Source organism: Bacillus sp. FJAT-49711 (genome assembly GCF_018343715.1).
Taxonomy (GTDB): Bacteria; Bacillota; Bacilli; order Bacillales; family Bacillaceae_C; genus Lederbergia.
The window spans coordinates 232,756-252,669 of record NZ_JAGYPL010000004.1 but is presented as its reverse complement, the minus strand read 5'-3'; the positions used below and the strand labels follow the sequence as shown (position 1 = coordinate 252,669).

At 39.1% G+C, this 19,914-nt stretch carries 18 protein-coding genes and 1 riboswitch; of the genes, 15 read left to right on the top strand and 3 right to left on the bottom strand.

The window, feature by feature from the left end:
- Positions 1-28: 28 nt before the first annotated feature.
- The 7 genes from KHA96_RS18895 (at position 29) to hisIE (ending at position 6,258) form a co-directional block, all read left to right on the top strand.
- Entirely contained in the window at positions 29-1,153 is a 1,125-nt protein-coding gene (locus KHA96_RS18895; RefSeq protein WP_213130870.1) for an ATP phosphoribosyltransferase regulatory subunit, read from the top strand.
- Positions 1,150-1,770, top strand: a complete 621-nt coding sequence (gene hisG / locus KHA96_RS18890) for an ATP phosphoribosyltransferase (RefSeq protein ID WP_213130869.1) — start codon at positions 1,150-1,152, stop codon at positions 1,768-1,770. Before KHA96_RS18895 ends, hisG begins: the two co-directional genes overlap by 4 nt.
- A complete protein-coding gene (hisD, locus tag KHA96_RS18885) occupies positions 1,767-3,050 on the top strand; it encodes a histidinol dehydrogenase (protein ID WP_213130868.1) in 1,284 nt (427 codons plus the stop codon). The genes hisG and hisD overlap by 4 nt, the downstream gene beginning before the upstream one ends.
- Positions 3,047-4,108 carry a histidinol-phosphate transaminase gene (gene hisC, locus KHA96_RS18880; protein WP_213130867.1) on the top strand — a complete coding sequence of 354 codons (1,062 nt, stop codon included), beginning with the start codon at positions 3,047-3,049 and terminating at the stop codon, positions 4,106-4,108. The genes hisD and hisC overlap by 4 nt, the downstream gene beginning before the upstream one ends.
- Complete coding sequence (gene hisB / locus KHA96_RS18875) at positions 4,101-4,688, top strand: imidazoleglycerol-phosphate dehydratase HisB (RefSeq protein ID WP_213130866.1); 588 nt, start codon at positions 4,101-4,103, stop codon at positions 4,686-4,688. Before hisC ends, hisB begins: the two co-directional genes overlap by 8 nt.
- A 153-nt stretch (positions 4,689-4,841) precedes the next feature.
- Positions 4,842-5,603 carry an imidazole glycerol phosphate synthase subunit HisF gene (hisF, locus tag KHA96_RS18870; protein WP_213130865.1) on the top strand — a complete coding sequence of 254 codons (762 nt, stop codon included), beginning with the start codon at positions 4,842-4,844 and terminating at the stop codon, positions 5,601-5,603.
- Positions 5,593-6,258 carry a bifunctional phosphoribosyl-AMP cyclohydrolase/phosphoribosyl-ATP diphosphatase HisIE gene (gene hisIE, locus KHA96_RS18865; RefSeq protein WP_213130864.1) on the top strand — a complete coding sequence of 222 codons (666 nt, stop codon included), beginning with the start codon at positions 5,593-5,595 and terminating at the stop codon, positions 6,256-6,258. The genes hisF and hisIE overlap by 11 nt, the downstream gene beginning before the upstream one ends.
- A gap of 27 nt (positions 6,259-6,285) precedes the next feature.
- Here the strand turns inward: hisIE and KHA96_RS18860 are convergent, their stop codons facing one another.
- The 3 genes from KHA96_RS18860 to KHA96_RS18850 form a co-directional block, all read right to left on the bottom strand.
- Positions 6,286-7,122 (bottom strand): VanW family protein, encoded by an 837-nt coding sequence (locus KHA96_RS18860; protein ID WP_213130863.1) that lies wholly within the window; start codon positions 7,120-7,122, stop codon positions 6,286-6,288.
- Positions 7,123-7,227: 105 nt separating this feature from the next.
- Positions 7,228-8,361 (bottom strand): zinc-dependent alcohol dehydrogenase, encoded by a 1,134-nt coding sequence (locus KHA96_RS18855; protein ID WP_213130862.1) that lies wholly within the window; start codon positions 8,359-8,361, stop codon positions 7,228-7,230.
- Positions 8,362-8,785: 424 nt separating this feature from the next.
- The gene (locus KHA96_RS18850; RefSeq protein WP_213130861.1) at positions 8,786-10,000 is read right to left on the bottom strand and encodes an IS4 family transposase; all 1,215 of its coding nucleotides are present in this window, start codon (positions 9,998-10,000) and stop codon (positions 8,786-8,788) included.
- A gap of 255 nt (positions 10,001-10,255) precedes the next feature.
- Between KHA96_RS18850 and KHA96_RS18845 the strand changes: the two genes are divergently transcribed.
- From KHA96_RS18845 to KHA96_RS18810, 8 genes are all read left to right on the top strand, one after another.
- A complete protein-coding gene (locus KHA96_RS18845) occupies positions 10,256-11,398 on the top strand; it encodes a trans-sulfuration enzyme family protein (RefSeq protein ID WP_213130860.1) in 1,143 nt (380 codons plus the stop codon).
- A 99-nt stretch (positions 11,399-11,497) separates the two neighbouring features.
- Positions 11,498-11,608, top strand: a riboswitch (SAM riboswitch).
- A 129-nt stretch (positions 11,609-11,737) separates the two neighbouring features.
- Positions 11,738-12,712: an aliphatic sulfonate ABC transporter substrate-binding protein gene (locus KHA96_RS18840; protein WP_213130859.1), complete on the top strand. Its 975-nt coding sequence runs from the start codon at positions 11,738-11,740 to the stop codon at positions 12,710-12,712.
- A gap of 119 nt (positions 12,713-12,831) precedes the next feature.
- Complete coding sequence (locus tag KHA96_RS18835; protein WP_213131103.1) at positions 12,832-13,581, top strand: ABC transporter permease; 750 nt, start codon at positions 12,832-12,834, stop codon at positions 13,579-13,581.
- A gap of 14 nt (positions 13,582-13,595) precedes the next feature.
- Positions 13,596-14,315 (top strand): ABC transporter ATP-binding protein, encoded by a 720-nt coding sequence (locus tag KHA96_RS18830; protein ID WP_213130858.1) that lies wholly within the window; start codon positions 13,596-13,598, stop codon positions 14,313-14,315.
- The gene (acsA, locus tag KHA96_RS18825) at positions 14,312-16,024 is read left to right on the top strand and encodes an acetate--CoA ligase (RefSeq protein ID WP_213130857.1); all 1,713 of its coding nucleotides are present in this window, start codon (positions 14,312-14,314) and stop codon (positions 16,022-16,024) included. Before KHA96_RS18830 ends, acsA begins: the two co-directional genes overlap by 4 nt.
- A 168-nt stretch (positions 16,025-16,192) precedes the next feature.
- A complete protein-coding gene (locus KHA96_RS18820; protein ID WP_213130856.1) occupies positions 16,193-17,641 on the top strand; it encodes an FAD-binding oxidoreductase in 1,449 nt (482 codons plus the stop codon).
- Positions 17,638-18,174, top strand: a complete 537-nt coding sequence (locus tag KHA96_RS18815) for an MFS transporter (protein ID WP_213130855.1) — start codon at positions 17,638-17,640, stop codon at positions 18,172-18,174. The genes KHA96_RS18820 and KHA96_RS18815 overlap by 4 nt, the downstream gene beginning before the upstream one ends.
- Positions 18,175-18,177: 3 nt before the next feature.
- Positions 18,178-19,653, top strand: coding sequence for an amidase family protein (locus tag KHA96_RS18810; RefSeq protein WP_213130854.1), 1,476 nt, complete (start codon positions 18,178-18,180; stop codon positions 19,651-19,653).
- Positions 19,654-19,914 lie beyond the last annotated feature (261 nt).

Here is a 19,914-nt window from a genome sequence, read left to right as displayed (position 1 = left end):
GAACTAAAGAATCAGGAAGTGAATTGGATTGTTTTTACCAGCTGGTAGTAAAGATGAAATAGGGACTTCTCTTAATAATCGTTTTCAGGTGATGGAGAAGTTTAGACAAATTACGATGATGAGAGGGTACAAACCCATCTCAACACCTGTCATCGAGTACGCTTCAACTTTTACGAATGAATTTATTGATATGAAATTACAAGATATGATGAAGTGGTTTGACAGTGAAGGAGAAATTGAGGTACTGCGGCCAGACTGGACGACAGCGATAGCGCGTGCCTTATCAACTCAAGAAAAAAAGCCGCAAAAATGGGCGTATCAAGGGTCTATTTTTAAACGGAACATGCCAGGTGTGGAATATCACCAAATTGGTGTAGAAATTTTACATCACCCAGAATTAATGGGAGAAAGTGAATGTTTATTAATGGCGCAGGCTTTTTTGAAAGAAATCGGGGTTGGTACGTGTGTCATTGAACTGGGCCATACTGAAATATATGAAAGTCTCGTTTCGGAGCTCCAATTATCAAAGGTTGAAGCAGAACGATTGAGGCAAGCGATGCATGATAAGAAAAAGGATGAAGTGTATCAAATTGCGCTTGCTCATAGTGATCAAGAGAAAGCGGAAGAGATCGCATCATTAGTTGATGCTTTCGGGCCAATCGAAATCATAGCAGAATATGAAGAAAGATGGAAAGAACGAGAAAATGTGCTAGGTACTTTACGACATATAAAGAAGCTTGCCCATATTTTACAGCAATCAGGCAGTGGAGAAATTCTCGTTGATCTTGGAAGAGTGAAAAATCTTCCATACTATTCTGGATTGATGTTCCGAGGATTTTTACAAAGCTCAGGTGCAATTTGCTTTTCGGGGGGCCGTTATGATCGCTTATATGAGCAGTTTGGCGAAAGCATTTCAGCAGTAGGAATTGCTCTTGATGTTGAAGTATTGGCAGCCCAAGTAAAAGAAACGAAGTCATTGGAAAAAGTCTGTATTATTGCAAATGAAGAATCCTTAGCATTTGCTGAAAATGTTCGGGAATCATTTCAAAATTGTATTGTAGATGTCCAATCAGATTCAGTAAATGTAAAAGATTATGACCAAGTATACGAAATTAAGAATTTAAATGGAAAGTTTGAGGTGATCGAACGATGAAACCTGTTATTGCACTGACAAAAGGTAGGTTGGAGAAGCAATTTACTCAATTTTTAAAGGATCGTGATTATGACGTTAATCCGTTGCTTGATAAAGGTCGAAAACTGCAAGTTGAAACAGATCATTTTTGTGCTATTTTCGCAAAAGGGATTGATGTCGCAACTTATGTAGAGTATGGGATTGCCGATCTCGGAATTGTAGGCGAGGATATTTTATTAGAAGTCCAACCGGATGTATTTGATTTATTGCCGCTTCCATTTGGAAAATGCAGATTTGCTATTGCAGGGGAGCCATCGAATTTGACGCCTCTGCGAAAGCAAAGGATCGCAACGAAATATCCGAATATCACGACGAAATATTTCCGAGACCAAGGAAAATCGGTAGATATCGTGAAATTGGAAGGCTCAGTGGAATTAGCCCCACTTTTAGGGCTGGCAGATGATATCGTCGACATTGTTGAGACGGGAAATACGTTAAAAGAAAATGGACTCGTCGTGAAAGAAGAAATGTTGACTATTTCTGCCCGCTTAATTGCGAATCGGAATTCTTTAAAATTAAAAAGATCTATTTTGACGCCATTAATAGATTCGTTCCGCGTAGAGGAGGGGATTATATGATTCCTACTTATTCACCCGAACAATTCGTTGAAGCTTTTATTTCGCGAAAAACGAAAAAACAAGCATTTGAAGATCAAGTTTTATCGACCGTCAAAGAAGTGCTTGAAAACATCAGAAGTAATGGCGAATCAGCTTTAAAGGAATACACATTGAAATTTGATGGAGGTATTCCTGAAAAATGGGAAGTTACAGAAGAAGAAAGAAAAGCAGCATGGGAACAAGTTCCTGATGACTTAATTGAAGCGCTAAAAAAAGCTGCTGATAATATTCGGAAATTCCATTCAAAACAATTGCAGCAGTCACGGATGATGGAGATGACGGATGACATTATCTCTGGACAGCTTTTTCGCCCGATTGATCGTGTAGGAGTATATGTCCCAGGTGGAACAGCGGTTTATCCATCTTCAGTATTAATGAATGCAATTCCCGCGGTTTTGGCAGGCGTGCGCGAAATTGTGATGGCAACACCCTCTCGCGGCGGCGGTTCAATTACGCCAATCTTATCGGTTGCTGCTGATATTGCAGGGGTCCATAAGATTTATAAAATGGGCGGAAGTCAGGCCATTGCAGCTTTGGCTTATGGAACGGAAGAAATCGAGCCGGTTGATAAAATCGTTGGTCCGGGAAATGCGTATGTGGCGGCAGCTAAGTCACTTGTCTTTGGTGATGTTGGGATCGAAATGATAGCGGGGCCTTCAGAAGTTGCTATAATCGCAGATGAAACAGCGAATCCTAAGTTCGTTGCAGCAGATTTAATTGCACAAGCTGAACATGATGAAAAAGCACGTGCTTTTATTTTTTCTACTTCAGAGCAATTAGTAGAAGAAACTTTGGCTGAAGTAAAAAAGCAATGTGCTCTGTTGCCGCGAAGGGAAATCGCAGAAGTTTCTCTCTTGAATGAAGGCGCTGCTGTCGTTGTCGGATCCATTGATGAAGCATTTGAGTTAGTCAATGCACTTGCCCCTGAACATTTAGAAATTCAAGTGGAAAATGCACTTCAATATTTGAGCAAGGTGAAAAATGCTGGTTCCGTATTTATTGGAAGCTATACTCCTGAGCCAGTCGGAGATTATTTTGCCGGTCCGAACCACATATTGCCTACTTCTGGGACTGCAAGATTCTCTTCAGGTCTTTCAGTAGATGATTTCGTGAAAAAAACAACCTTTGTTTACTATTCTGAGGAAGCACTCCGCCATGCAGCACCTTATATTGAAAAAATTGCTGCAGAGGAAAAATTGGATGGGCATGCCCGTGCTGTGAAAGTGAGGCTGGAACAATGAGAAAAGCACTTCAAGGTTTGACACCATATAAGGTAAAACCTGAGTATGACATGATCAGATTAGATAATAATGAAGCATTCATGAGCTTATTAACATCAGTGGATCTTGGTAAGTTGCAGGAGACACTTATTAATCGTTATCCAGCTGAAAGTTCCGATGCACTTGTTCAAGCTTATGGAAATTTTAGTGGATTTCCCGCTGATCATATTATTCCGGGAAACGGATCGGATGAACTAATCTCTTTAATTTCTCAATATTTTCTAGACCCTGGCGACGAGGTATTCGTTTTGGAGCCTGATTTTTCAATGTATGAAAAAAATGCTGTCATCATGGGAGCGAAAGTTACACGGATCCAGTTAAATGATGATTTTTCACTGCCATTGGAAAAGGTTTTAGGGGAAATTGCTGAAAGAAAACCTAAACTTATGCTATTGTCGAATCCGAATAATCCGACAGGGCAGCTATATGCTGAAGCAGAAATCGATGAGTTGATATCTGTCCTGCGTCAAGTAGAGGGTGTTCTTGTCCTTGATGAAGCATATATCGACTTTGCCGGAGAGTCGTCATTTGCCAAAAAAGTATTGGATTATGAAAATCTAATTATTTTAAGAACGGCATCAAAAGCAATGGGGATGGCTGCACTGAGACTTGGGTTTTTAATCGCGAATGAGCAAATCATTGAAGGCATCAGTCGCATCAAGCCACCTTATAACGTCAATACCGTATCTGCACAAATTGGCACTCAATTACTAGGAAATCCAAATATATTGGACCAATTTTTATTAATACAGCTTGGCCAAATTGCTGAGCTTGAGGAAATGTTAACAGAATTTGTTCACAAAGTTGAAGGCGCAACATTATTTCCTAGCCATACTAATTTTTTTCTCATCAAAATGGATAAGGCTAAGGCGTTAGCTGACTTCTTATATGAACAAAAAATTAAGATTCGATTTTTTGACGACGAAGCATTAAAAGCAGTCAGGATTTCCGTGGGAACGAAAGATGAACATGTGAAGCTCCAAACTGCTTTAAACGAATGGAGTGAGATGTATGCGTAGTGCATCTAATAAAAGAGAAACATTAGAAACGAAAATTGAACTGGAATGCCGATTAGATGATCCATCGACAGTAGAAATTCAAACAGGTGTTGGATTTTTTGATCATATGATGGAAGCATTTGCCCGCCATGGTCGAATTGGTTTAACACTGAAAGTCGATGGGGACTTACATATCGACAGCCACCATACTGTGGAGGACGCGGGAATTGTACTTGGAAAAGCATTACGAGAAGCATTAGGTGATAAAAAAGGAATAGTCCGCTACGGATCATCTTACGTACCGATGGATGAAACGCTTGGTTTTGCTGCTATTGATATAAGTGGAAGACCCTTCCTTCATTTTGAAGGTGAATTCCAAACACCATCACTAGGAAATTTTGATACGGAATTAGTAAAAGAATTTTTTAGAGCATTTGCTTTTAATGCTGGTATTACGCTGCATGTTCGTGTTTTGTATGGAGAAAATACACACCATAAAATTGAAGCGATTTTTAAAGCTGTTGGTCGTGCGTTGGCGGAAGCGATTCGCATTGATCCTAATATACAAGGGGTTAATTCAACTAAAGGATTGATAGAGTAAATCTTTTAACGAATGCTGTTAAATGTAATATTATTGCTTCTGGTGGAATTAGAAATCATAAAATTTAGCTGATATTACAGCTATCGGAATCAATGAAGCAATCGTAAGAAAAGCTATGTATGAAAGCACAATTAAACTAAGGGGTGGCGCTTTATGACAACAAAAAAAATTATTCCATGCTTAGATGTAAAAGACGGAAAAGTCGTAAAAGGAATCAATTTTGAAGGTATGCGTGAAATGGGAGACCCTGTTGAAATGGCGAAATCCTATTGTGAAAATGGTGCGGATGAATTGGTATTCTTAGATATCTCCGCAACGACAGAAGGTCGAGATACAATGGTAGATGTTGTGAAACGCGTTGCTGATAAAGTGACAGTTCCATTTACGGTTGGCGGCGGTATTCGCACATTGGAAGATATTGAACGTATTTTAAATGCTGGTGCTGACAAAGTAGGAATTAATACTGCTGCAGTTGCACGTCCTGAGCTCATTTCTGAAGCAGCTGAAAAATTTGGCGCCGATCGTATTGTAGCAGCAGTAGATGCAAAACTTTTTCCTGATGGAACGTGGCATGTTATGACTCACGGGGGATTAAAAGATACGGGAATTGACGCCATTGAATGGAGCAAAAAGCTTGAGGAATTAGGAGCAGGATCCATTTTGCCGACAAGTGTTGACCGTGACGGTGTAAAGGATGGCTATGATTTAGAACTTACAAAAGCGATCGTTGATTCAGTTGGAGTTCCGGTCATTGCTTCCGGCGGCTGTGGAAATGCCGAGCATATTGTAGAAGCGTTTGAAAAAACGAATGTAGATGCGGCTTTGGCGGCTTCCATTTTTCACGAAGGAACTGTGACTGTCGGTGAGGTAAAAGCACTTTGTAAGGAGCGGGGAGTTGACGTAAGTGAAGCTTGATTTTTCAAAAGGCCTGCTTCCGGCTGTGATAGTAGATAATCAAACACAAGAAGTGCTTATGCTCGCCTACATGGATGAAACAGCATTTAATAAAACCGTGGAAACGAAAGAAACTTGGTTTTATTCCCGTTCGAGAAATGAATATTGGAATAAGGGAGCTACTTCTGGAAACAAGCAAATCGTTAAAACTATCCAGTATGATTGTGATGGCGATACACTTCTCATAAAAGTGGATCCTTTAGGGCCAGCTTGTCACACTGGAGAAAGAACATGCTTTTTCCAATCTGTAGAGCTGGAAGGGAAAGAAGAGAGTGAAGATTATAGTGAAAACCAAACGATTTATGCGGATCTAATGGAAGAAATCCAAGATCGTAAATCCACACCAGTTGAGGGCTCATATACAAATTATTTGTTTACAAAAGGAATAGATAAAATCGCTAAAAAGCTTATTGAAGAGGCGGGAGAAGTCATTATTGCAGCAAAAAATAATGACAAGGAAGAGCTAGTATATGAAACGAGCGACTTACTATATCATTGCTTCGTACTTCTTGCCGAACAAGGTGTATCTTTAGAGGATGTGGAATCCGAGCTTCGCAAGCGTTCTTCGAAAAAAGGAAATGCTAAAACAGAAAGACCGGAGATTCAAAATTGGTAAAATCGACAGGGGCGTTTGACACTAAAGTCAATGCGCCCCTTTTTTATATTCAGTAGTTTCTAAAAGTGGCTCATACATCATAATGGCATGGTTCTCAACGATGTACTCGTCAGCAATTTGTATGTTTAGACGATTATATTTTTTTCGATAAATAACATTATGCCGAATGTAACCACCCAAATAGGCTGGTGTAATCGCATGTTCCTTTTCATAAACAGTGTATGAAAATAGAGGTTCAATCGTAGTTCGCCACTCTCCTACAAGATGTGTATCCGTCAAATAAAGATGGAGCTGAAAAGGCTCGTTTGTTTCATTTTTTATTTGTAAATCCAAATAATTATAGGAACAAGTGGCGCCGCTTCCAAAGGGCTGTGTACGACTCGAATCCGGAAATACATCAAAGCTATGGCGATGTCTTTCTGTTACAGTCAAAGATGTGTGCAAGGTTGTCCAATATATTAAATTGGACAATTGACAGAGACCTCCGCCGACTCCTTTCATAAAATTACCATAAAATAAAACCATTCCATCTACATAGCCATCTTTCCTAGATGGTTTTCCTATTGTTTTCCAATAAGAAAAGGTTTCTCCTGGTCTAATAATTAGGCCGTTTAACTTATTAATTGCAATTCTAATATTAGTTATTTTATTTCGCTGAAACCACAGATCCACGTCTTTCAATTGTCTCATGAGGATTGTCTCATGTGTAAAGGCGCTATATCGTAGTAATTCTGCTTGCTTTTTATTTGCAAACTTTTTACCTGAAAAAATCCATTCTAAATGTCTTTTTGTCGTAAAGTACTTTTTGCCAAGCATTATTCTATATTTTGATCTTTGCTTTGGTCTCAATTGTATAGGATTCATACATACCCCCAAAAACTGAATTTTATAATTATAATACACTAATGCCAATCCACTTTGTGGAAAATAAAGAATCCCTTGCAAACTGATGCAAGGGAACCGCTCCGATTATGGTTTTAACACAACTTTTATACATTCATCCTCGTGATCGTTAAAGATCTGGTAAGCATGGGAAGCCTGATCTAATGGAATTTTATGAGTAATAATTTCCGTTGGATCAAATTCTTTATTAATGATTTTTTCAAATAGCTTTGGCATATAGTGAACGACAGGTGCTTGCCCCATCTTTAAGGTGATGTTGCGTGTAAAAAATTCGCCTAAAGGAAATAGATTGTAGTTTGATCCATATACACCGGTCAACTGAATCGTCCCATATTTTCTAACCGCCTTCATCGCAATTTCTATGGCACTAAGTGTTCCGCCGTGCAGCTTTAATTTTTGTCCAACCGTTTCTAATGGTGTTTTTTTACCATCCATACCAACACAATCAATGACGACATCTGCGCCGCCTCTTGTTATTTCTTTTAAATATAATCCTGCGTCTTCATGTTTTGTAAAATCATAAATCTCAACTTTGTTTATTTTCTTCGCATGTCTCAAACGGTATTCAACGTGATCAACTGCTATGACACGTCTTGCCCCTTTCATCCATGCAAATTTTTGTGTCATTAGTCCAACAGGACCGCAACCGAGAACAATGACCGTATCACCTTCCTTGACTCCGGCATTTTCCACACTCCAATAAGCAGTGGGAAGGACATCCGAAAGAAAAAGAAGTGATTCATCTTCCAGTTCAGTAGATTCAGGAATGACGAACGGAAGAAAGTTTCCAAATGGAACTTTTAAATATTCGGCCTGCCCTCCAGGGTGGTCGCCAAACATTTCAGTATAGCCAAAATATCCACCTGTATCCAAATGCGGATTGGAATTATCACACTGGCTCTCCATATGGTTTTCACAATAAAAACATTTTCCACATGCTACCGTAAATGGAATAACCACGCGATCGCCTTTTTTCACCTTCGTAACCTCTGGCCCAACCTCCTCAACAATTCCCATCGGTTCATGCCCAATAATATAATCATCCCGCATTTTCATATTTCCAAGATACAGATGAAGATCGGACCCACAAATAGCAGTAGAAGTTATCCGAACAATAACATCATCCTTCTTCTCCAACTTCGGTTCCGCAACATCCTTCACCCCAACCTTCTTCACACCCTGATACGTAACAGCCTTCATCCTATGCACCCTCCCTTAACCAAAATCACTCATAAATATATTGCCCCTTTATTAAAGAAAATAATTGAGTTCGAGTGTCTTTGAACGAGAGCGTTGTACCAGTGCCATGTTTAAGTGCCAGGCATGTTTAAGTGCCAGGCACCCAAACAACGTAGAAGCAATTCAGAATTGTACGAGTGCCAGGCACCCAAACAACTTCGACACAATTCAAAATTATACGAGTGCCAGGCACCCAAACAACTTTGATACAATTCAGAATTATACGAGTGCCAGGCACTCAACACTAGTGTTGCACGATAACCAATAAATGTAACTTTTGATTTAAAAGTAAAAATTTTCCAGTCGCTTTCATTCTATTTTTTAAAAAAAGGTAACGCTCAGTCTATTTCGACCCAGTTCCCTTTTTTTGTAAATATTTACTTTTCTATTTTTCTTTCTTTACGTAATGATCCTTTGAAATCGGGCTGACAATTGCTACATTTTCACCATATATTCGTGGGATAGGTATTTTACTAGGTACCTTCTGTCTTCCTTTGCTTCTTTTTTGAGGGCGATAAAATTCCCTGTTTACTTCATCCCACGAATCCAAAAGATATTGGCGAAGGATCCTTAAAAATTGCCAAGCTGTTTTTCTAGGCTGTTTCAGTAGTTTTAATATCTCAAGCAATCCAAAGGTAATGAGAGAAAGGAATAGTTGATTCCATATTCCAATCGGCGAATGGCTGAATAGATGCTCTACTTTAATATGTTGTTTTAACCATTTGAAGAAAATCTCAATAAACCATCGGTTTTTATAGGTATCCATGATCTCCTGTTCAGTTAAATCCAAGCGATTTGTCAAGATTCGGAAAAATGTGCCTTCGTTATCCGTAAATTCAACGAGCTTCAACCTTTCAGGCCTTGTCCTTATCGAGACTTTCGCATGCTTTGTTACATTAGGTACATCAGGGGTATATTCTCTCAATGTCTCAACTTTAAAGGTCTTTTTTACACGGACTAAGAACTTGACGCCCCTGCTAAGCCAACCGCCTATTTTAGTTTTTTCACCATATCCACGATCCATGACATAGGTGGCATCGTCACAATCAATCAAATGATTGACGGCATCTATATCCGCAACATTGGAGGTGGAAGGAATCATCCGTTCAGGAAACACACTGTCGGAAGAGGCAACGGCCAAACAAAGATGCAATTTTACCCCGCTGGAATCTTTTGATACAGCCGTCCAGTCGGAAGCCTGGTTGGGCAATTTTATGAACGTTGAATCAATGATACGTAATATCCCTACATTTGAATGGATTCCTTTTGCCTTGGACTTAATGGACCAATATTTCCATGCGATGCGACCCAACAAGGCTGATAACTCAGCTGTATCCAAGGACCTAAGCCGACGGCTTATCTGAGAAGCACTAATGGAGCCAATCTTGAGTTCATTTTGGATCTGCTTTTTCGACCTTATAGCTACTTCGATTTCCCGAAGGCTACCCCAGCGAAAGAGGGTCGAAAGGAGAAATATTTTCACTAAGGATTCATCCGATAATTTTGTGAAGTTGTAATTATGGGATGGGCATGCCAGTGTTGTGGCTGGTAATAAAGATAAATATTGACGAAAGACTAAATCTTGATCTACACTATTCATTGCGTGCTCCTTTTGTAGTGTAGGGAACTGATGAGGTCGTCTTTCCCTATCTACATTAGGAGTTTTTTTATTTTACCGCAAGGTGGAAAATTAATATTTAGTCTGACCTTACATTTTTTTACAAACGTGCAACACTAGTGGGCACTCAAGCAACTCTGACACAATTCAGAATCGTTCGAGTGCCTGGCACTTTTGACACTGTGGGGAATTAAAAGTATAATCTCAATTATTAATCAGCTTAGGGGTGAGTGGCAGATGAGGGACGTTTCTTTTGAGACATTAGCAGTACATCAATCACGAAAAAGTAAGAGTGATTTTACGAGCAAGGCTACGCCTATTTACCAGACGTCCTCATTTTCTTTTAAGAATTTGGATGATCTTGAGAGTTATTTTGAGGGTGAGACTCCGTACTTATATACACGTTATGGCAATCCGAATACGGATGAGCTCGGTGCTGCTGTGGCGGCTTTGGAAGGTGCGGAAGCAGGAGTTGCTGCTTCTTCTGGGATGTCAGCCATTTTGGCGGGAATTCTAGCTGTTTCGAAAAATGGCGATCATATTGTTGCATGTGATGATTTATATGGTGGTACATATCATTTACTTGATTCTGAATTGAAAAACTTTGGCATTGACGTTACTTTCGTATCTTTCGGCAGCGAACAAGAGATTAAAGAAGCAATTCGTGAAAATACGAAACTATTATATACAGAAACTATTACAAATCCATTTCTGCGTGCAGAAAATATAAATAAGCTCGTTGATATAGCGAAAGAGCACAATTTATTCTCTATGGTAGACAATACTTTTGCGACTCCCTATGTTTTGCAGCCATATAAAGACGGGGTGGACCTCGTCGTTCATAGTGCAACTAAATACCTTGGCGGTCATAGTGATGTTTCCGCTGGTGTCATTGTCGGCAGTGAAGATTTGATTCAATCTGTTCGTCAAAAAATCATCAGCATTGGTGCCAATCTTAGTCCTTTTGAAGCGTGGCTTACATGTAGAGGCATTAAAACACTCGCTTTACGAATGGAAAAACAAAATCAAAATGCCCAGTTTATTGCAGATGAGCTTAGGCAAAATTCCAATGTAAATAAAGTGTATTTTCCTAAGTTTGTTTCCGAAAAAGGAAATGGCGCAGTCGTAACCATTGAACTGTCATCTCACTGTGACATAAGTACCTTTTTTGCATCACTTGGCTGGATAAAAATTGTTCCATCTTTAGGGGGAGTCGAGACATCCGTATCGTATCCACTCGGGACATCCCATCGAAATTTGCCTCCGGAGGCACAGCAAAAGCTAGGAATAAACGAGCATGTCGTACGCATATCCATTGGAATAGAAAATCCAAAAGAAATATTAGCGCAGCTATTATCAGCAATTGAATCATCACTCTAGGTAGATTTTTCAAAAAATGGTTTGACATAACATATAAAGTATTTTATACTTCTCATTACAAATGAAATGAATTAATGCTTTAAACAATTAAATTACGAACTCTTATCAAGAGTGGCGGAGGGAATAGGCCCGATGAAGCCCGGCAACCTGCAAACGATACGTTTGGCAAAGGTGCTAAATCCTACAGATCATGGATCTGGAAGATAAGAGGAGGAACCGTATATATTCGCCCTCTTCTTAGGAAGGGGGCTTTTTGATGTCAATGAAAAAATAAGAAGGCTTGTATATGAATTAAACCAAGTAAACGAATAATATTAATTTGATTTGGAGGAACAAAAAATGAAATCATCATTTTTAAAATTTTTACTTGTTATATTGGCATTAGTGACGATAACAGGATGCTCTAGTCAAGCAAGTGGAGCAAATGGAAAACCGAAAAAAATAACACTAGATTATGCCCACTACTCGCCAACAAGTCTCATTTTAAAAGAAAAAGGATTTGCTGAAGAATTATTTGAAAAAGAAGGGATTGAAATAGAATTTGTATTAAGCCAAGGAAGCAATAAAGCTCTTGAATTTTTAAATTCAAAAAGCGTTGATTTCGGTTCTACTGCTGGTGCAGCTGCTCTTTTAGCAAAAGCAAAAGGTTCTCCGATTCAAGCTATATATATTTACTCTAAGCCTGAATGGACCGCGCTTGTTTCGAAAGATTCTACGATTAGTAATGTCGAAGAATTAAAAGGCAAGAAGGTAGCTGCCACTCTTGGAACTGATCCATATATTTTCTTATTGCGTGCATTAGAAGACAATGGCTTGTCTGCAAAAGATGTAGAAATCATTAATCTTCAGCATGCAGATGGGGCAGCGGCACTTCTTTCAGGGGAAGTGGATGCATGGGCGGGACTTGATCCGCATATGGCCAGAATTGAAAAGGAAGCAGGCGCAAATCTTTTTTTCCGCAATCCCGATTTTAATACGTATGGAACATTAAATGTACGCACAGAATTTGCTGAAAAATACCCCGAGTACGTAACAAAGGTAATTGAAGCATATGAAAAAGCGCGTCAATGGGCGATTGATCATCCTGAAGAAACAGCAGAAATTTTAGCAAAAGAAGCGCAAATCGATTTGGAAGTTGCAAAAATTCAAATTGGTCGAAATGATTTTTCTTCATCAAAACCTGGGGATGAGCAAATAACGGCTATTACAGCTGCGGGTGACGTCTTAAAAAATGAAGGTTTAATAGAAGAAAAAGCTGATATTGAAAAGATTGTTAAAGATTTGATTAACCCGAGCTATTTCATCAGTGAATAGAAAGATAAAGAAGGGTGGTGCTTTCTGTGAGTGGAAGAAGTGAAGCTATTGAGGTTGCTGTAAAAAATCAGCAAACAACGGAACAAAAAAAGCGAAACATAAAAATTAATTACAATTGGATGCTTGGCAGTATTATCCCACTTATTCTATTAATAACGTGGGAGGCAGCAGGAAGAATTGGTTTAATCGAACCGCATTTATTGCCTACACCAACAAAAATCATTCAAGAAATTATTGGAATGGGAGCAGCTGGAACCCTTTGGGGCCATATTGGAACGACATTATTTCGAGTCGCGGCGGGATTTTTTCTAGGTACTATTGCAGCACTTCTTCTCGGCTCTGCTGTTGGGTATTTTTCAGTCATGGAAAAATTAATGGATCCATTAATTCAAGCCTTCAGATCGATTCCTTCATTGGCATGGGTACCATTATTTATTCTCTGGATGGGTATTGGTGAGCCATCAAAAATTACTCTTATTGCTGTTGGTGTATTTTTCCCAGTCTATTTAAATATTGTGTCCGGGATTCAAGGTGTCGACCGCAAGCTGATCGAAGTTGGAAAAATATATGGATTTACTTCATCACAAACTTTAATAAAAATTATCTTACCAGCATCCTTGCCATCTTTTTTAGTAGGACTTCGCAGTGGGTTAGGTCTTGGATGGATGTTTGTCGTAGCAGCAGAAATTATGGGAGCAAGTAAAGGATTAGGCTATCTACTCGTCGTCGGCCAAAACACGTATTCCCCACATTTAGTGATTGCCAGTATTTTATTATTTGCCGTCATTGGAAAATTGACCGATTCATTTTTAAAAAATATCGAGAAAAAATCGCTTAGCTGGCAAGATAGCTTTTCAAATCAGCGATAAAGGAGGACTTCGAAATGCTGGCTGTACAAAATATTACTAGGACATTCAATGAAGGGAAAGCTGGTTTTCGAAATGTGACCTTTTCCATTGAGGAGGGGGAAGTGATTGGCATCCTTGGTACAAGTGGTTGTGGGAAAAGTACGCTCTTGCGCGTGCTTTCCGGATTGGATAAGCAGTATCAAGGAGGATTTTCCTTTTCCAAACGGACTGTAGGAATGATGTTCCAAGAGCCGCGTTTAATGCCGTGGCTAACAGTCAAAGACAATATTTGTTTCGGCATCCAAAAAGGTCAACAACAAGAATTGGCAAAGGAACTATTACAATTAGTTGGACTAGAAGAATTTGCGGACCATTATCCGAAAGATTTATCGGGAGGAATGGCGCAACGAACCGCGATTGCTAGATCCCTTATAACGGAGCCCGATGTGTTGCTATTAGATGAACCATTTAGTGCATTAGATGCTTTTACAAAAATGCAGCTTCAAGATTTATTGTTGTCGATTTGGGATGAGAGAAAAACAACGATGATCCTCGTCACCCACGATATAGACGAAGCGTTATATTTATGCGATCGAATTTTTATATTACGCGGTCAGCCTGGAGAATTGTTTGCCGAGATAAAGATTGAACAAGAAAAACCACGCTCACGGGGAGATGTGAAATTGGTTGAAAAAAAATCTGAAATATTGCATTTACTTGATTTAAATCGAAATTCGAAGGGGGATCAACTATGACGAGACAATCCATTATTCCTCCTAATGATAGCTCTTATAATGTGCTAAAGGATTTAGAGAGGAATCCATCTTTTAACTGGGAAAAGGTTGAAAAACATTTTAGCTGGCATAAAACAGGTAAGGTGAACATGGCTTATGAATGTATTGATCGCCATGTTGAATCCGGAAACGGTGAAAAAATCGCTCTTCATTATATCTCGGAAAATAGTGAAGTGACATTACGTTATCGTGAATTGAAAGATGCAACAGATCGATGGGCAAGTGTGTTAAAAAAACATGGTGTAAAAAAGGGAGATTTCCTATTCGTTTTTTTACCAAAACATCCTGAATGCCACATCGCTATTTTAGCAGCAATAAAATTAGGTGCGATTGTAGGTCCGCTATTTGAAGCTTTTATGGAAGAAGCAATCCGTGACCGCATCTCTGATTGTGAAGGGAAATATCTGATTACGAATGAAGAATATTTACAGCGTGTCCCTCTGCAGGATTTACCAAGCTTGACTACGATTTTTTTAACTGATGAACATATTACGACTAATTACGCCATCTCGATTCCAGAAGAGCTTGCACAAACTGAAGTAGAGGAGAACATTATTGAATGGGTGGATCTTGAGGATGGCTTAAATATCCACTACACAAGCGGATCAACAGGGAAGCCGAAAGGGATTATTCATGCGCATCGGGCGATGATCCAGCAGTATATAACAGGCCGATGGGTGCTTGATTTGAAAGAAGATGATATATACTGGTGCACCGCCCATCCTGGGTGGGTGACAGGTTGTGTATACGGTATATTTGCGCCTTTACTGAATGGTGCTACAATCGTTTTGCATGGAGGACGTTTCAATGCAGAAAGTTGGTATGAAACAATTGAAAAAACAGGCGTAACAGTTTGGTATAGTGCTCCTACAGCATTTAGAATGCTAATGGCTGAGGGAGTTGAGACATTAAAAAAATATGATGTCAGTTCACTCCGTCATATATTAAGTGTGGGCGAACCGCTGAACCCTGAAGTCATTTATTGGAGTGTGGAAAATTTACAATTACGCATCCACGATACGTGGTGGATGACTGAAACAGGGGCACAATTAATTGTAAACTTGCCAAATGAACCTATTAAGCCAGGGTCGATGGGAAAACCACTTCCGACAATTGAAACTGCCGTTTTAAACGATGAAGGCAATGTTTTGCCTGTAGGGGAAGTCGGGCATTTGGCGATAAAAGGACCATGGCCAGCCATCATGAAGGAAGTATGGAAAAATGAAGAAAAATATGCATCCTATTTTCCCTTTGGATCAGATTGGTATTTGTCCGGGGATCTTGCTTTAAAAGATGAAGATGGATATATCTTTTTCCAAGGAAGAAGCGATGATATGATCAATTCTTCTGGGGAACGAATCGGACCGTTTGAAGTGGAAAGCAAACTGATCGAACACCCAGCGGTTGCAGAAGCTGGAGTTATCGGAAAGCCAGATTTCATCCGTGGAGAAATTGTAAAAGCCTTTATCGTACTGAAAAAAGGATATACATCTTCCCCCGAATTACTAGCCAATATCCGACTCTTCGTCCGCAATCAATTAGCGGCTCACTCAGCCCCGCGAGAAATTGAAGTTATAGAAGAACTGCCAAAAACAAAAATCAGCGGTAAAATCCTCCGCAGAGAACTAAAAGCAAAAGAAATCGAAAAACTAAAAACCATCGAAGCATAAAAAGAACCCGTCCCCACTACGGGTTCTTTAATTTTTTTGAGAATTGTTTGAGAATTGTTTGAGTGCCAGGCACTCAAACAAATTGAAAACAATTAAATTTATTCTGACTATTCAATTACACCTTTCCTTCTATGTAAAACTGGTAAAATATATAAAGGTGGAAGGGGGATGTACGTGCTTTCTCGTAGAAATGTTTTAATGTTTTTGGTGTTTTTTATTGTGGTTTATTGTTTGTTTTTTGTTTTTTCCTTTCAACATAAGGAGAAAGATGATTCTTTGATGAGTGATGTTGGGCGTTTGGTTCCTATAAAGGTAAATGAGGTTGTGAAAGGGCAGGAAGTAGAACAGATGAAGGCTCTTTTGCAGGAAGCGAAGGAAAAAAACTTGAAGGTTTCGATTGCTGGAAAGCAGCATAGTCAAGGTGGACATACATATTATAAGGATGCGATTGTCCTTGATATGACTACATATAATAAAGTCATTAAGGTCGATCCCGATGAAAAACTAATTACTGTGCAAAGTGGAGCCACTTGGGAGGATGTTCAGGAAGCGATCAATCCATATGGTCTTTCTATTAAAACAATGCAGGCTCCTAATATTTTTACGATCGGCGGGTCGATGAGTGTAAACGTTCATGGAAGGGATATACGTTTTGGTCCTTTAATTGAAAGCATTCGTTCTTTCCGACTCATGAATGCTGATGGTGACATAATTGATGTTAGTAGAACAGAAAACGAAGATTTATTTCGACTAGTCCATGGCGGGTACGGTTTATTTGGGGTCATTTTGGATGTAGATATCGAACTGACTAACAACGTATTATATAAAACCACGACTGAATGGATCGACTATCATGATTATCCCGAATATTTTAAAGAAAAAGTTTTGGATAACCCCGATATTGACATGCATAATTCAAGAATTTCTGTTGCTCCTAAAAGCTTTTTAACAGAAATGTATGTGACGAATTACTATATAACAGATGAAAAAAAGCTGGATGATTATAAAGAGTTGGTGGATGAAAAATATATCCGCAGAAATAAATTCGCTTTTGGACTTTCACGGAATTTTGACTGGGGTAAAAACTTTGTTTGGTTTGTTCAGAAGCAAGCATTTAAAGAGGGAAAAGAAGAAATTATTTCGAGAAATAATGTTATGCGTCCGGAAGTTGAGTTTTTGAATTACGAGGGAAAAAACGATACGGATATACTTCAAGAATATTTTATTCCTGTTAATGATTTTCCTGAATATGTTGATAGGTTAAGGGAGCTTCTAACAGAAAATAAGTTAAATGTATTAAATATTACTGTGAGATATGTGCCAAAAAACGAAGAAGCTTATCTTTCTTACGCGAAAGAAGATATGTTTGCACTTGTTTTTTATATTAATCAAGGAATTTCACAGAAGGAAATAGAAAAGAATAGGATAGTCATTAGAAAAATAATTGATATGACGTTGGAAATGGATGGATCCTATTATTTGCCTTACTACCATTATCCTACGAAAGAACAAATGGAGGCGGCTTATCCGTTGACGGATGAGTTTTTTCAAAAAAAGAGAGAGTATGATACGAATGAGAGATTTATGAACCAGTTTTATGAGGAGTATGGAAAATGAGATGGATCGTCGTATCGCAAAGTATTTCAATCCTTGGCAGCAGTCTCGTTTTTCCGTTTTATTTAATCTTTATTAAAGAAGTTGGGGGAGGCTTTTTACAGTACGGTATTTCCTATGGGCTATTTACGATCAGCTCGTCCCTAGTCCACATTGCAGTTGGAAAATGGTCAGATCGATTAGGAAGAAGACTATTTTTGTTGATTGGTAGTTGGGGAATGGCCATATTATTGTTGTTTTTCCCTCTTGTTACAGACGTATGGCAGGTATATGTACTGCAAATCGTACTTGGGATAATTGGCGCAACACAGAAAACGAGCGAAAAGGCAATGCTTGCTGATTTTACAGATCGCAGTAATCGCGGGTTTGCAATTGGAAAATATCATTTTTGGACTTCGATTTTTACGGGGATTGCTGTTATGTTCGGCGGATTTATAATCGATCTATTTACTTTGGATATTATTTTTTATATAAGTTCACTAATTTTATTTATTAGCGGTTTTTTCGTTTTAAAAATTGTAGAAATGGAGAACTGAACAATGCAAAATCCAAAATTAAAACAGTTGCATGATGAATGGTTGCTGGAAGCTGCAATTGAAGATATGCAGGGAAAATTAGCTTCCGGGGAAATAACATCTGTAGATCTTGTACATATGTATTTTTATCGAGTATCTCATTTTGACGGGGCAATCTGCTCTGTACTAGAGATAAATCCCGATGCTTTGCAAATTGCCGCAGCATTGGATGCAGAGCGCGCAAGCAAAGGTGCTAGAAGTGGATTACATGGAATTCCAATTCTACTAAAGGATAATATTGATACTGGAGATAAAATGCATACGACTGCCGGTTCGCTAGCTCTAGAAAATCACCGTGCCGCTGCCGATTCTTTTGTTGCGGCTAAATTGCGTGAAGCAGGAGCGATTTTACTTGGGAAAACGAATATGACAGAATGGGCTAATTTTATGACGATTGGTATGCCGAGCGGATATAGTTCTAGAGGTGGCCAGACATTAAATCCGTACGGAGAATTTGATGTTGGCGGTTCTAGTTCTGGATCAGGCGCTGCGATTGCCGCAAATTTTGCCGCCGCTTCCATTGGAACGGAGACTTCAGGGTCGATATTAAACCCGTCTTTAAAAAATTCACTTGTAGGAATAAAGCCGACTGTTGGGCTTGTAAGCCGGAGCGGAGTGATTCCGATTGCCCATAGCCAAGATACACCGGGTCCGATGGCTAGGACAGTCAAGGATGCAGCACATGTATTGAATACGATTGCTGGACTAGATGAAAAAGATCCTGCTACTCTATCAAATCCGACCACGTTGCCCATTGATTACGCAGCTGCTCTAACGGATAAAAGATTGAATGGTTTTCGAATCGGAATTGCCGGAAAACCTTACTCCGACAGATTAAATAAGCATAAAATAAAAATGATTGGTGATGCAGTCCAATGTTTGCGTGAGCTTGGTGCTGAAATTGTGGAAGACATCGTGATTCCATCTGCTGAAGAAAAATGGAGCTATGATGTTTTAGTTTACGAATTTAAACCAGATTTAAACGCATACCTAAGTGCAACGTCGTACTCTAACAAGATTCGCTCATTAGCCGATGTTATTGCTTACAATTACAAGCATCCAAAGGCGATGTTAAAATACGGCCAAAAGTTGCTAGTAGAATCTGAAAATACGAGCGGTACTTTATTAGAAAAAGAATATATTAATTCTTTGGAAAAAGACCAATACTTTTCCCGGGACAAAGGTCTTGATGTTGCTTTAAAACAAAATAATATAGATGCTATCTTATTTGGCGGCGATAGAGGATCAGGCATCGCTGCAAAAGCCGGATACCCTACAGTCATTGTCCCAGCTGGATACACTCCTAATGGAGAACCTTTTGGAGTATCATTTACCGGCACCGCATTTAGCGAAGAGACCTTGCTAAAAATAGCTTACGCTTTTGAACAGGCGACAAAACATAGAAAAGCACCTGTTTTGAAGGAAGAAAGCGGGAAATAGTGCTCACTTTTGGCATACGTTTCGCGAGGCTGCCGAGCGAAACGGCTAATAGAATCCAATAACGGCTAATAGAATCCAATAACGGCTAATAGAATCCAATAACGGCTAATAGAATCCAATAACGGCTAATAGAATCCAATAACGGCTAATAGAATCCAATAACGGCTAATAGAATCCAATAACGGCCAATAACCAAAGCTTAACTTCATTAATATTCCGTAAAAAGGTCGACTTTTTTAAATGAAAGCGACCTTTTTTGAG